We start from the raw sequence: 13,661 nt of genomic DNA, 5'->3' as shown, positions 1-13,661 counted from the left end.
TGCCCACCGGATCGCAGATTTTCTTTCAAAGCCTGGACGCGGATATCTTCTCTTCGAGGGGCATTGGAGGCAGCAGCACGGTGATCGTCGTCCCTTTGCCGGGCGTGCTCGTGATGTCGAGCCTGCCACGGTGTCGTTCCACGATATGTTTGACGATGGCGAGGCCAAGGCCCGTGCCGCCCACGGCGCGGCTGCGGCCCGAGTCCACGCGGTAGAAGCGTTCGGTGAGCCGGGGAAGGTGATCGGGGCCGATGCCTTCGCCTTCGTCCGCGACCATCAGGCGGGTCATGCCGCTTGGGCCTGCGGCCAGGCTCACGCGGATCGGCGTGCCCGCCTTCCCATATTTGACCGAGTTGCCGATCAGGTTGTGCAGAAGCTGCGACAACTGCGGCCGGTCTCCGGCGACTTCCGGCAGGCCGGGGGTGACGTCCAGTTTCACCTCACGGCCCCGCTCGCCATGGCTCGTCCGGAAGACTCCCACTACTTCAGCCGCCAATGACCCCAGATCGATCGGGCTGTCAGGCGCCCGATATTTTTCCGCTTCGATCCGAGAGAGGGAAATGAGATCGTCGATCAGCCGCTGCATCCGGCGCGCTTCGCCATCCATGATCTTGAGGAACCGCTGCCGGGTATCATTGTCGCGGCCAAGGTCGGGGTCGCCGAGCGTCTCGATAAAGCCCAATATGCCCGCGAGCGGGGTGCGCAGTTCGTGGCTGGCATTGGCCACGAAATCGACCCGCATCTTTTCCGCTGCATAGGCTCCGCTATGGTCTGCAAGATGGACGAGCCGACGGATATCACCTTCAGCGCCGAGCGGCGCGATGCGCATCTGCCAGCGCTGATCGCGTGTCCCAAGGCCGACGAGGTCGAGCATCATGGCCTCCGACATGGGAGCGAGGCTCGCAAGCCGTTCGGCCGCGGCGGGATGGCGGATGGCTATGCGGGCGTCCTCACCTTCGATATGCGCGCCCAGCAAGCGTTGGGCGGCGCGATTGGCGCGGACGATCCGGCCGCGCTCGATCAGCATCAGCGGGTCGGTGATGGCCTCCATGAGGTCGGCAAAGTCCGGGTGGTCGGCGATATTGGCCGCTTGTTCGGCCGGAGATGGCGGGATCGGTTCAAGCGGCGTTCCTTGCGCCGTGATAAGGAGGACGGCGATACCCGCAAGTACCGGGAGAGCTATGGCCCACAGGGGCGCGCCCATCAGCAATGTCGATCCGGTAGCCAGGAACAGCATGGCCAGCGAGGCGATGATCTGGGAAATGCTCAGTCGATTCATGGTTACCGTGCTGGATTATTGGCTGCTTTGCTGCAATGGCTGGCGCAATAGCGTGGATTCTTTACGCTTTGGCAAGCGCGATAGCGGATCAGGATGATATGACAGAGCCATCGTCCGGACAGCATCTTTCCGATTCCGCACCTGCAGAAGGTACGGAGCGGAACGTCGATTCCATGGTGCCTTCGCGCCGCCAGATCTTGATGGGTGGCGCGGTGGCGGCGTCTGCGATCGTGTCCATTCGTCCGGCGCTGGCCAACACGGCTGCATCGGTGCTGAACTGCACGATCCCGGTTCCCGATCAGGCGCGGGCTGGCAAATATATCGCCCCCAATGGTCAGGTCGTTCCGGCTGGGACGGCGGGAGCCGTGCCGACGCAGGGACGCAGCTATAGCGGTGAGGAGGTCCGGCGGGCCCTGCGCGGCGGACGGCTGCCCGGCACCAGCTATGAGCAGAATCAGGCCTATCTGAACTATATCCGCCGTCTTCAATCCGGGACCAGCGGCTTTACCTGCTACGCATCATTGCAAATGCCGCGTTAGGCAACTGCTTACTCCTGTACGCTACAGAGGAGCGCCGCCGGGGGAGTTGAAAGCAGATCGTGACCGCAGAGCGTCGTTATCATCGAGACAAGGACGCTGTTGCATGCGTGCTGGAGGATATCACGCTCCTTTATCATCGCGCGTCAGGCCAGACACATATGATGATCAGCCCTGTACCGGAGATATTGGACGCCCTGGACGAGGAAGCTGACGCTACGGCAGCGCAACTGCATGCCCGGCTGGAACGTCATTATGATCTGGGCGAGCCGGAACAGGCCATCGCTGAGCTCGAAGCGCATCTGGAATCATTGACTGCGCTCGGTCTGGTGTGCCGGTCGTGAGGCACCAGCTTTCCCTGACGATCGGCCCTGCGTCCTTCCGCATCGGTTCCGCATGGCGCCAGCCGCTGCATCAGCTGGCGGAGCTCTATGCGGGCTATCCCCAGTCGAGCGGAGAGACAGCCGATTTCACCGTGAGGCTGGAGCCGACGGCTTTGCTGAGGAAATGGTTCCGCCCGTCCATCTTCATAACGGGCGACCATGGGCTGGCGGATGCGGCGCCGATGAGCCTGAACCACGGGCTGCTCGCCGCCGAAATGGGGATGAACCTACAGATGGCGCTGGGTTGGCGGCGGCATCTGCTGCTCCATGCGTCGAGCGTGGAGAAGGGCGGGCGAGCCCTTGTCATGACCGGCGAGTCCGGGTCCGGCAAATCGACGCTTGCAGCCCAGCTTGGCGAACGCGGCTGGCGTCTCATGGGTGATGAATTCGCGTTGCTGGACTTTGTTACAGGGGAGTTGCTGCCGTTTCCCCGGCTCGTTTCGCTCAAGAACGGCGCCATCGACGTGATCGCCGCCGAAGTCTCCGCCGATCGCATGGGGCCTTTGTTGGGGAATACGGCGAAAGGGGACATCCGGCACCTCGTCCCCCGCGCCGATGCGGTTGCACGGATGCGAGAGGGAGCACGGCCCGCGCTGTTGCTTTTCCCGCGCTTCGGACATGCCGTCGATGTCCGGCCGGTTGGTCAGGGCGAGGTTTTCATGCGCCTGACCCAGGCTTCCACCAACTATGTCGCCTTGGGAGAAGCGGGCTTTGGCGCCCTGACCCGATTTGTGAAGCATGTCCCTGCGCGGGCCATCGACTTTCCTTCGGGAGAAGACGCGATCGCCATGGTCGAGCGTCTGTGGGAAGAACTCGCATGAGCGCGGCGCTGCTGGTTTCGGTCCTGAGGGATCCGGATGTGGTCAGCGCTCTGGATGAGGCTGGATGGAACGCGCTGATCGCGGCCGCGAGGGCGGAGCGGCTGATCGGAACATTGGCGCTGGCGCTCGATGAGCGATGCGTGCCCGAGAGCGTCCGGCCGATCCTTGCCGATGCCCGGCTGGACGCTGCGCGGGAGGCGCGGCAGGCCCTGTGGGAGGCGGACAGGGCGGCGGAGGCGCTTGGGGAGCCAGTGTTGCTGCTCAAGGGCACAGCCTATGCTGCCGCTGGGCTGAAAGCCGGGGAAGGGCGGTTCATCGGCGATCTCGACATCCTGCTTCCTCAGAATGAGTTGAGCCAAGCCGAAGACCGGCTGATCGCGGCGGGTTGGGAGTGGGTCAAGGAAGACGCCTATGACGACGCCTATTACCGGCAATGGATGCATGAATTGCCGCCGATGATCCACCGTGAGCGCGACAGGATGATCGATGTGCATCATACGATCCTGCCGCTGACAGCGCGTCCGACACCCGATGTGGAGGTGATGCTGGCGGATGCGGTGCCGGTGACTGATCGTCTGATGGTGCTGGCGCCCGAGGACATGATCTGTCATTCGGCCGCGCATCTGTTCGCAGACGGCGACCTGGCGGGTGGGCTCCGCAACCTGTGGGATATTCATTGCCTGTGCTGCCAGTTTCGGGAACGGACACCGGATTTCGACCTGGCTCTGCTCAAAAGGGCTGCGGAACATCAGTTATATGCAGTGGTGTTGCGTGCGCTCAGGCTGGCGCATGGCTTGTTCGGCTCTCCTGTCCGCCAGCTTCGCGCGCCCATTCAGGCCGATTATTGCCCCAGATGGAGTGACCGCATTTTCATTGCTCGCTTGCTCGCGCGCGATGGCTGGGGTCGCGAAACGCGCAAGCTGCTCCGCTTCGCATTTTACGTCCGTTCCCACTGGCTGCGCATGCCGCCGCTCATGCTGGCGCGGCATTTGCTGACCAAGTGGCGCAAGGGGCACCGGCCCGTCTAGCGATCGGGCCCCGCGCCAAGACCCGGGACGATCTGCGCAAGATCTTGAAGCGCCGCGAAAGGTGTCGGCCGTGCTGGCGGGGCTGTGGCGGGCGAGATTGCCATGCCCATCCACATGACATCATGCCACGCACCGAATTTGAAACCGACTTCCTTGTAGATGCCGACCTCTTTCATGCCCAGAGCGGTATGGATAGCTACGCTGGCCGGGTTCGGCAGGGTAATGCCTGCAAATAGACTGTGATAACCCTGATGGCGCAGCAGAGTGACCAACATGTCGTAAAGGCGCTTTCCTATCCCCTGCCTGTGATGATCGGCGGCAAGATAGACGGAGATGTTGGCGGACCAGTCATAAGCGGCTCGCGCGCTATGGGGTCCGGCATAAGCATAGCCGGCGACTTGGCCTTCCACCTCTGCGATCAACCAGGGATAGTCGGGTAGGCAGGCAGCTATCCTGGTCCTGAACTCTGCTGCGTCCGGCGGCACGCTTTCAAAGGAGATCACGCTGTTCAGCACATAGGGAGCGTAGATTGCTGCCACGCAAGGCGCGTCATCCTCTACCGCGATCCTTATCCTTGCCGTCATGTTCTAGGCCCCCCGATGCCGCGACTTATCGCTTGAGGATGTTGAGGGCGAGCACGGTCATGGCCTTGCTTGCGGTGGCGATGACCTTGTCGGCCTCTGGCGCCCAGAAGGGGCTGTGGAGGGAGGGTAGGGTGAGTTGACCGGCTGCTGCCTTTGCCATCTGGTCCGCGGGAACGCCGCCGACCCAGAAGATGAAGCTGTTGAGGTTTTTGTCAGCCCGGTAATAGCGGCCGAAATCTTCGCCCCCCATTGATGGCTTTGTCTCGATCACCCGGCCTTCGGGGAAGTGCGCCTTGAGCAGCCCTGCCATTTCATTGGCGAAGGCGGGCGGATTATAGGCGGCTGGCGTGAATTCATCTTTCACGGACACGATCGGCATTCGATCATCGGGAACGCCTGCCGCAATGGCTTCGCCGCGCGCGATACGCTTGATGCCCTGGATGAGGCGTTCGCGCGTTTCGTCGGAATAGCTGCGGACGGTGAGGAGCAGCTTCGCCTCGTCAGGGATGATATTATGCTTGGCGCCGCCCACGAAGCTGCCGACCGTGACGACAGCGGGGTCGAGAGGGTCCTGCTCGCGGCTGACCAGGGTTTGCAGCGCTCCCACGATCCGTGCGCCGAGCACGATGGGGTCCTTGGCAGTCTGGGGATAAGCGCCGTGGCCGCCGGTGCCGCGCACCACTATGTCCACGCTGTCGACATTGGCGAGCGTATAGCCTGGCGTGTAGCCGATGACGCCTGCCGGCAGGTTGGCCGCGTCATGAAAGGCAATGGCATGGGTCGGATGGGGAAAGCGGGTGTAAAGCCCATCGTCCAACATCGCGCGTGCGCCGCGTCCGACCTCTTCTGCTGGCTGAAGGATCATGACCAGTGTCCCCCGCCAACGATCCTTCCTTGACGAGAGCAGATGGGCGGTTTCGATGAAGGCGGTCATATGCGTGTCATGGCCGCAGGCATGCATAACGCCGGTTTCGATCCCATCCGGCGTCTTGGTGCGCACTTTCGATGCGAAAGGAAGGCCAGTCTGTTCCGTGACCGGCAAGCCGTCCATGTCCGCGCGGATGAGGAGAACCGGTCCCTCGCCATTTTTCATCACCGCGACGACGCCGGTGCCGCCTACCTTCTCAGTCACATCGAACTTCATCGCCTTAAGGCGGCGCGCAAGCTTTGCAGCGGTCGCTGTTTCTTGTTCCGACAGTTCAGGATGGGCATGAAGGTCGCGGTAAAGCGTCATGAGGCCGCTCATGTCGCGGCTGATCTCAGCATTTATCTCGTTCAGTTGCGGAACGGGAGATGTGTCAACAGGCGCGGCACCGGTCTGTGCAGTCGCGGCAGACGAAAAGGTGGCGGCGGCCATGATGAGATTGAACGCGTGACGCATCGGCTATTCTCCCTGTGCGATGGGAGCATAGGAAGATTTCGCGGCACAAGGAAAGTGGCTGACATGAAAAGGCGCCCGTCCTTGGGAGGACGAGCGCCTGATCCTATTCTGCCGCGACGGGATCAGAAGTGGAAGATCACACCTGCGGTCGGACGGAAGCTGTCGAAATCATAGGTTTCGGTCTGGAAGCGCAGGCGAATGCCGCTGTTGCCGGTGATGCCGCCAAGGCCGATATCCTTCGGACCGACTTCAACGCCGACGCCGTACATCCAATCCTTGCGGTTCGGCCAGCCCTGCTTGCCGTTGACCCACTGATAACCGGCCGAAGCGAAGATCATGCCGCTTTCACCAGCGCGCGCGCCGAAGCGGCCCTTCACGCCATATTCCCAGTCGATGTCCGAAAAGCCCTTGGTGGCGTTACCTTCGACGCCGACGAAGACGGGGCCGAGGGGAACGTTGACGCCTGCAACGCCGCTGATGATCGCGCCGTTCATGATCGTTTCACCAGGTACGCTGCCGAATTCGGAACGGCGATCGAAGGTGTGATAGCCGCCCAGAATACCGACATAGGGTTCGATGCCGAAGGCTTCGGTGCCGTCAGGTGCAGCTTCTTCCTGCGCATGAGCTAGCGAAGGCAGCGCCGCCAGCATGGCGGCTGCGAAAAGATACTTCTTCATATGTGGCTACTCCCTTGAGCCTTGATCATCAGATGCCCGAGGGTAACGGGAGCAGCCCCTTATGGTTTCCCCGCCAAAAACAATTGCTTCAACAGCGTGGCAAAAATGCCACGGCTGTCACTGCGCCGTCCAGCCGCCATCTATGGTCATATTCGCGCCTGTGATGTTGGCTGCCGCGTCGCTGCACAGGAACAGGGCCATGGCGGCGACCTGGTCCAACGTCACGAATTGCTTGGTGGGTTGTCCTGCCAGAAGGACATCGTTCATCACCTGCTCGCGCGTCATGTTACGTGCCTTCATCGTGTCGGGAATCTGGTTCTCCACTAGGGGAGTCCAGACGTAACCCGGTGATATGCAATTGGCGGTGACGCCGAAGGTGGCGAGTTCCAGCGCCAGCGTCTTGGTGAACCCCGCAAGGCCGTGCTTGGCGGTTACATAGGCGCTTTTGAAGGGCGATGCCCTCAATGAATGGGCGCTGGCCGTCTGGATGATGCGCCCCCATTTCCTTGACTTCATATAGGGGATGGCGAGGCGTGAGGTGTGGAAGGCGCTGGTCAGGTTGAGCGCAATAATGAGGTCCCATTTATCGACCGGGAATTCTTCGACCGGAGCGACATGCTGCATGCCCGCATTGTTGATCAGGATGTCGACGCCGCCGAAGGCACTTGCTGCCTCCTGCATCATGGCTTCGATCTCGGAGGCCTTGGTGAGGTCGTGTCCGCTGTAGAGCGCCTTTGCTCCGCTGGCCTGTTCCAGCGCCTGCCGTTCCTGCTCGATTGCGGCGCTGTCGCCGAAACCGTTGATGATGATGTTTGCACCCTCGGCCGCGAGGGTCTTGGCATAAGCAAGGCCGATGCCGGAGGTGGAGCCTGTGATAAGCGCTGTCTTTCCGGCGAGGGACTTGGTCATGCGTTCTTCTCCTTGAGAGTGTCGGGGGCCTGAAGATCGAAGGTGGCGCTTTTGCCGTTGATGATGTTGCGCGCGATCAGGTCGCCCTTGTGCATCACCTCTTCCACGGCGTCGCGGCCCTGGCTCCAATGATCCAGCATGGTGGAACGGGAAAATTCAAAGTCGCGCGCGCCGCTTTCCCAGGCGCGGCTGCGATAGATGAGGTGGACGATGTTGACCGATCCACGGTCGAGATATTGCCTGAGGCGCAGGGCGTCGGCATCGTCCCTCAGGTCCGGCGGCAACTTGTCCAGCAATGCCTTGATCGCCTTGTGCTCGCGGCGCAGGCGCAGATATTGATCGGTCACCTGACGGGTGCGGCTGGAATATTGAATGTCCTTGGCGCGGGAATATACGTCCGTCATCTGGCGCGGCATCGGACCTTCGGCAGGGAACAGGTCGACCTGAAAGACGAGCATGTCGTCATTTTGATGTTCCAGCACATGGGCGAGGGGCGTGTTGGACACGATGCCGCCGTCCCAATAATGCCGCCCGTCTATTTCGACCGGCGGCAAGCCCGGAGGAAGGGCGCCGGAAGCCATGATATGCCGCGCGTCGATCCGCGTACGTCCATGGGGTCCGCGCGTGTCCCAATAGGCGAAGTTGCCGCTTTCCACGTCCACCGCGCCGACCGAAAGGCGAACCGGCCCATCGTTCAGCAGGTCCCAATCGACGCAGGCATCCAGCGTTTCTTTAAGAGGCGCGCTGTCATAGAAGCTGATCGCCCCTGACGTGCCTTCCGGCATCAGCACGGAAGGCCATAGGCGCGGGCGGAACATGCCGGGCACGCCAAAGGTCGCGACCGCGCCAGCTGCCATCAGATGAGCCGCCTCGCGAATATGATCTATTTCGGGGAGGACGATATTGGGAAGTCCGCCGGACACCGTCAGCCAGAATTTCTTCATGCGGCTGATGCGGCGGTGCGGTGGATTGCCCGCGATGATCGCCGCGTTGACTGCTCCGATCGAGATGCCTGCAACCCAACTCACGTCGATGCCCAGTTCGTCCAGGCGTTGGTAAACCCCGGCCTGGAAGGAGCCGAGCGCTCCGCCACCTTGCAGCAGCAGCGCGACTTCTTGCGGCAGAGGGAGCGGCGTGCCTGCCCGGCGCGGGATTTGGGGATCTATGTCGGCCATGTCGCAGTGCAATATAACGACAAGCGCGGAGGTTCCAACTTAATGTGCTGTAACAATCCGATAAGCTGAAGCAACCAACTCCATATCGCAGCCGTTCCAACCTTCGCAGCAATCAGCTAGGCAGGTGAGGAAAGAGAGGGCGTCATGCGGCTGGACGATGAACGGGAAAGCTCCAATTTCGAGGTTCAGAGCGGCCGTGGCGGCTTCGGAGGCGGGCTAGGTGGCGGCCTTGGCATGCTGTTGCCCTTCATTGGCAGCCGGTTCGGCTGCGGCGGGATCGTGGTCGTGTTCATCATCCTGGCGGTCATGGGGGTCAATCCGCTCAGCCTTATAGGCGGCGGGGGTGGCGTTCAGCAGAATGTATCGGTCAGCCGCGATCCGCAGAAATTATCGGAAATCCAGCATTGGTCGCTCAAGGTGCTGGGATCGACGGAAAGGGTCTGGGGCCAGATTTTCCAGCAGTCCGGCCAGCAATATCAGCCGACCGTCCTGTCCTTCTACTCGCAGGCTGGGGCGTCGGGCTGCGGCGCGGCGCAAAGCGCGATGGGACCTTTCTACTGCCCGAACGACAAGAAGGTTTATCTGGACACCGATTTCTTCACAGAGCTTCGCCAACGCTTTGGCGCCCCCGGGGACTTTGCCCAGGCCTATGTGATCGCGCATGAAGTGGGCCATCATGTGCAGGACCTCGAAGGCACTTTGGGCCAGGTGCAGCAGCGCCAGCGGAGCGTCGGCGAGGAAGAAGGCAATGCCTTGCAAGTGCGCGTCGAATTGCAGGCGGACTGCTATGCGGGCGTCTGGGCGAAGCGCACGGGGCTGATGGAAGCGGGCGACCTGGAGGAAGGGATGACTGCCGCGCAATCGATCGGCGATGACACATTGCAGAAGTCAGCCGGACGTCGTCCCGTACCGGAAAGCTTTACCCATGGGTCCAGCGAGCAGCGGATGACCTGGCTGCGGAAGGGGCTGGACAGCGGCGATCCTGCTCAATGCGATACTTTCGCGTCGGCGCCGCGATGAGTGCTCTTGTCAGGGATCAGAATTGAGGAGCGTCCGAACTTGCATCCGCATCATTGTCTGCCGCTCCGCTTTCCGGAGCAGATGATGTGCCGGGAAGCCCGTTTCCGGGTGAGAGAAAGGGTTTTCCAGCCTCCGGCATCGGTTGGCCGAACGACATGGGCGGGGATGCGGGCTGCTCCGCGGCAGGCGCTGCGATAGATTGCGGTGACGGGACGGCTTGCTCAACGACGGGCCGCATGGGAGCGGACATGTTCTGCGCAGGCACGTGAGGCGCGAGCCCCTGAACCATCAGGACGATCAGGGGTGCCGCCACCAGCGTAATGACAGCAAAAGCCTTGTAGAGCATGCAAGCGCATCCTGGATCAAAGAGGCGCTCGTCTTAACGGTTTGCGGTAAATAAAGTCCTGCCGCCAGCCTCAGTGTCGGTCGAGCTTGTCCAGCAAATCGAGCATGTCCGAAGGCAAGCTCTCGCGTCCTGCGCGAAAGGTGGAACGAAGCGCATTGCCAACGCCTTCATATGGCTGAGGCACGCCCACGGTCATAAAACTGCGGTCAGCGCTCGCTCGCCCATTGCCCGATCGGCTTGCTGATTTGCGCTGCATTTCCATGTTCATACAACGGGCATAGGCGGGAAAAGTTTCTGGCTTTCAGTGCAGCCTCGGGCGATAGCTCCGGCATGATTGGAGAAGTTGCGTGACGGATTGGGCGGCTGCATTGGAGCGGATGCGTGCGCATTCGCCGTTTCTTGCCAGGCAGATGGACCGGTTTCCGGATGTGACGGGCTTGCTGGCTGCGGGTGATGTCGAGGCGGCACTGAATGCGGCGCGTGACGTGTCTGGTCCGGATGACGGCATCGCCAGGTCGTTGAGACGGCGCAAGGGCGCATTGTCGCTGGTGACGGCTGCTGCTGACCTGTCAGGTGCGTGGGACCTGAACCGCGTTACGCGTACCCTGTCCGACTTTGCCGACCAAGCCCTGGAAGAAGCGCTGCTCGCGACCTTTGCCGAACGCTATCCGGACGCGGAACCGAAAGGGTTCGTCGTTCTCGCGTTGGGCAAACATGGCAGCCGCGAACTCAACTACTCATCCGACATCGATCCGATCCTGCTCTACGATCCGGCCACCTTGCCGCATGGCGAGCGGGAGGACCCGGCGGACGCGGCGGTGCGGATCGGCAGGCGGGTCAGCGAACTCCTGAACGCGCGCGATGGCGACGGCTATGTGTTCCGCGTGGACTTGCGGTTGCGGCCATCGCCTGAAGCTACCCCCATTGCGCTGCCGGTGGAGGCGGCGATCGGCTACTATGAGTCGATGGCGATGGGATGGGAGCAGTCGGCCTTCATCCGCGCTCGCCCGGCAGCCGGGGACATGGCGCTGGGTGACTATTTCATGCAGCAGATCCGCCCATTCGTATGGCGGCGGAGTCTGGATTTCGGCGCGATCGATGCCATCACGGATATTTCGCGGCGGATACGCGACCATTATGCGCAGGGTCAGGCTTTCGGGCCTGGCTATGACCTGAAACGGGGACGCGGGGGCATCCGTGAGGTCGAGTTTTTCGCCCAGACTCACCAGCTGATCCATGGCGGGCGCGATCCGGCGCTGCGGTCGGGAAATACGCGGGAGGCGCTGCTAGCCCTGGCGGCGGCGGGGCTGTTCGATGCCGAAGTGTCCCGGAAGCTCGACGAGGCCTATGTTCTGTTCCGCACTATCGAGCACAGGCTGCAGATGGTGGAGGATCGGCAAACGCATGAGCTGCCCAAGACCGCTGAAGCGATGGACAATGTGGCGCGGCTGCATGGGCTGGAAACCGGCGGCGATCTGATCGAGCTGCTGCGGCCCAAGGTGGAGTGGGTCGGAACCAATTATGACCAGCTGACACCATCCCAGAAAGCTGAGTCGCTGTCGCATGATGAAGAGCGGCTCGCGGACCAGCTGGCCGAGATGGGCTTTGCTGATCTGGAAGCGCCGGTTGCGCGGATCGGGCGTTGGCGCACGGGGACAGTCAGGGCGTTGCGCAGCACGGCCTCCAGGGAAGCGCTGGAAGATTTGTTGCCGAACCTGATGCGGACGCTCGCCGCCGCTCCGGACCCAGTGCGGGCGCTTAACCGCTTGGACGACCTGATCGGGCGGTTGCCGAGCGCGATCAACTTTTTCAAGCTGCTGGCGGCGCGGCCGGGTCTGGCGGAGTTGATGGCGGAGCTGCTGAGTCACGCGCCGACTTTGGCGGATGCGTTGGGGCGGCGGGCCGAGCTGCTCGATGGTCTTATCGATACATCGGCCTTCGATCCGCCGCCTTCAGTGGAGCAGCTCGCGGAACAGTTCGCGCAGCTGGAGCAGGGGGAGGATTATCAGGCGCTGCTGGATCGGGTGCGGCAGCGCGTCAATGACCGGCGGTTCGCGCTGGGGGCCCAGATTATTCGTGGAAGCGATCCGCTGGAGGCAGGGCGCGGATATTCGCGGGTGGCGGAAGCCGCGATCGAGGCGCTGACGCGGGCGACCATCCAGGAATTTGAAGCGGTGCATGGGCGGGTGCCGGGGGGCGAGATGCTGATCCTGGCGCTGGGCCGATTGGGCGGGGGCGTGTTGACGCATGCGTCTGATCTGGATCTGGTCTATCTTTTTTCCGGCGATTTCATGAAGGAATCCGATGGAAAAAAGCCGTTGGGGGCGACGCAATATTTCAACCGCTTGGGGCAACGCATAACCAATGCGTTATCGGTTCAGACTGCGGCTGGGCCGCTTTATGAGGTCGATACGCGGCTTAGGCCATCGGGCGCGCAGGGGCTGCTCGCCGTCAGTCTCGACAGTTTCGCCAAATATCAGCGGGAGGAAGCCTGGACCTGGGAGCATCTGGCGCTGACGCGGGCGCGGCCGGTGTTCGGGTCCGCAAGCGGCCGGGCTGCGTTGAGCGCCATACTTGCCGAGACATTGGAGCGGCCGCGCGATTTTCCGGAACTGGCGCGGCAGGCGGTGAAGATGCGGAGCGACATTGCCAAACACAAGCCGCCTGCCAGCGAACTGGACGTGAAGCTGGTGCCGGGAGGGCTGGTCGACCTGGAATTCCTGATTCATGTGTCGCAGTTCAAGCATGAGATGGCGTTCAATCCCGACCTTCGCGCGGCGTTGGATGAACTGGTCGGGGCGGGCCATCTGCCAGTCGAACTGATCGACGCGCACGACCTGATCACGCGCTTCCTGATTGTGTCGCGGCTGGTTTCGCCCAAATCGACGGAGCCGCCGGAAGCTACCCGTCCGCTCGTCGCGCGGGCATGCGGCGTCGAAAGCTGGGACGCGCTGCTTGAAAGCTATGCGCAGGCCCGGCAAAGGGTAGGCGATGCCTGGGCCGCGCTGTCGGCGCCCTATTCGGAGGAAGAAGATGCTGGAAGCCGGTGATAGCCTGCCGAACGTGACGTTGAAGGATGCGGACGGCGCCGACTTCAGCTTGGAGCGGTTCAGGGGCAGGCCGGTCGTGGTCTATTTCTATCCCAAGGCGGATACGCCGGGCTGCACGAACGAGGCGAAGGACTTTACGGATCTATCGAGCGAGTTCGCCGCGCTGGGCGTGCCGGTGGTGGGCATTTCCAAGGACAAGCCCGCCAAGCTCAAGAAGTTCGCTGACAAATACGGCCTGAACGTCACGCTTGCTTCCGACGAGCCTGGTGACGCGTGCGAAGCGTTCGGCACCTGGGTCGAAAAATCCCTCTACGGCCGCAAATATATGGGGATCGAGCGGGCCACGTTCCTGGCGGACGCATCGGGCAAGATCCTGTGCGTGTGGCCCAAGGTGAAGGTGAAGGGCCATGCAGCCGAGGTGCTGGAGGCCGCGAAAGCGCTTTGAATTTGCCGCGCGAGATTGAAGGCGTAG

The 13,661-nt window shown here is 62.2% G+C and carries 13 protein-coding genes; 7 read left to right on the top strand and 6 right to left on the bottom strand.

What is annotated here, in order from left to right:
* Window positions 1-25: 25 nt before the first annotated feature.
* A complete protein-coding gene (locus ACYU8T_RS07435; protein ID WP_461158982.1) occupies window positions 26-1,279 on the bottom strand; it encodes an ATP-binding protein in 1,254 nt (417 codons plus the stop codon).
* Window positions 1,280-1,452: 173 nt separating this feature from the next.
* On the opposite strand from ACYU8T_RS07435, the gene ACYU8T_RS07430 reads away from it, so the two are divergent.
* From ACYU8T_RS07430 to ACYU8T_RS07415, 4 genes are read left to right on the top strand one after another with little or no spacing between them, the layout of a single operon-like run.
* On the top strand, window positions 1,453-1,818 hold the full coding sequence (locus ACYU8T_RS07430) for a hypothetical protein (RefSeq protein ID WP_461159774.1): 366 nt from the start codon (window positions 1,453-1,455) through the stop codon (window positions 1,816-1,818).
* Between the two features lie 59 nt (window positions 1,819-1,877).
* Window positions 1,878-2,159, top strand: a complete 282-nt coding sequence (locus ACYU8T_RS07425; RefSeq protein ID WP_461158981.1) for an HPr-rel-A system PqqD family peptide chaperone — start codon at window positions 1,878-1,880, stop codon at window positions 2,157-2,159.
* Window positions 2,156-3,019, top strand: a complete 864-nt coding sequence (locus tag ACYU8T_RS07420; protein ID WP_461158980.1) for an HprK-related kinase A — start codon at window positions 2,156-2,158, stop codon at window positions 3,017-3,019. Before ACYU8T_RS07425 ends, ACYU8T_RS07420 begins: the two co-directional genes overlap by 4 nt.
* On the top strand, window positions 3,016-4,047 hold the full coding sequence (locus ACYU8T_RS07415) for a nucleotidyltransferase domain-containing protein (protein WP_461158979.1): 1,032 nt from the start codon (window positions 3,016-3,018) through the stop codon (window positions 4,045-4,047). The genes ACYU8T_RS07420 and ACYU8T_RS07415 overlap by 4 nt, the downstream gene beginning before the upstream one ends.
* Here the strand turns inward: ACYU8T_RS07415 and ACYU8T_RS07410 are convergent.
* The 5 genes from ACYU8T_RS07410 to ACYU8T_RS07390 all read right to left on the bottom strand — a co-directional run bounded on the left by ACYU8T_RS07410 (window position 4,044) and on the right by ACYU8T_RS07390 (window position 8,773).
* On the bottom strand, window positions 4,044-4,631 hold the full coding sequence (locus ACYU8T_RS07410) for an arsinothricin resistance N-acetyltransferase ArsN1 family B (RefSeq protein WP_461158978.1): 588 nt from the start codon (window positions 4,629-4,631) through the stop codon (window positions 4,044-4,046). The genes ACYU8T_RS07415 and ACYU8T_RS07410 overlap by 4 nt on opposite strands.
* A gap of 25 nt (window positions 4,632-4,656) precedes the next feature.
* Window positions 4,657-6,012, bottom strand: coding sequence for an amidohydrolase (locus ACYU8T_RS07405; protein WP_461158977.1), 1,356 nt, complete (start codon window positions 6,010-6,012; stop codon window positions 4,657-4,659).
* A gap of 122 nt (window positions 6,013-6,134) precedes the next feature.
* Window positions 6,135-6,689 carry an opacity protein gene (locus ACYU8T_RS07400; RefSeq protein WP_097091987.1) on the bottom strand — a complete coding sequence of 185 codons (555 nt, stop codon included), beginning with the start codon at window positions 6,687-6,689 and terminating at the stop codon, window positions 6,135-6,137.
* Window positions 6,690-6,806: 117 nt separating this feature from the next.
* A complete protein-coding gene (locus ACYU8T_RS07395) occupies window positions 6,807-7,598 on the bottom strand; it encodes a 3-hydroxybutyrate dehydrogenase (RefSeq protein WP_461158976.1) in 792 nt (263 codons plus the stop codon).
* Window positions 7,595-8,773, bottom strand: coding sequence for a DUF3734 domain-containing protein (locus ACYU8T_RS07390; RefSeq protein ID WP_461158975.1), 1,179 nt, complete (start codon window positions 8,771-8,773; stop codon window positions 7,595-7,597). The genes ACYU8T_RS07395 and ACYU8T_RS07390 overlap by 4 nt, the downstream gene beginning before the upstream one ends.
* A 144-nt stretch (window positions 8,774-8,917) precedes the next feature.
* Between ACYU8T_RS07390 and ypfJ the strand changes: the two genes are divergently transcribed.
* The 3 genes from ypfJ to bcp all read left to right on the top strand — a co-directional run bounded on the left by ypfJ (window position 8,918) and on the right by bcp (window position 13,634).
* Window positions 8,918-9,793 (top strand): KPN_02809 family neutral zinc metallopeptidase, encoded by an 876-nt coding sequence (gene ypfJ / locus ACYU8T_RS07385; RefSeq protein WP_461158974.1) that lies wholly within the window; start codon window positions 8,918-8,920, stop codon window positions 9,791-9,793.
* A gap of 723 nt (window positions 9,794-10,516) precedes the next feature.
* Entirely contained in the window at window positions 10,517-13,189 is a 2,673-nt protein-coding gene (locus ACYU8T_RS07380; RefSeq protein WP_461159773.1) for a bifunctional [glutamine synthetase] adenylyltransferase/[glutamine synthetase]-adenylyl-L-tyrosine phosphorylase, read from the top strand.
* Window positions 13,173-13,634 carry a thioredoxin-dependent thiol peroxidase gene (gene bcp / locus ACYU8T_RS07375; protein ID WP_461158973.1) on the top strand — a complete coding sequence of 154 codons (462 nt, stop codon included), beginning with the start codon at window positions 13,173-13,175 and terminating at the stop codon, window positions 13,632-13,634. Before ACYU8T_RS07380 ends, bcp begins: the two co-directional genes overlap by 17 nt.
* Window positions 13,635-13,661: the final 27 nt, after the last annotated feature.

The organism is Sphingobium sp. TomMM35A (assembly GCF_054771735.1).
Note: the sequence above shows the minus strand (reverse complement) of the source record. Positions and strands in the feature narration are given on the sequence as shown.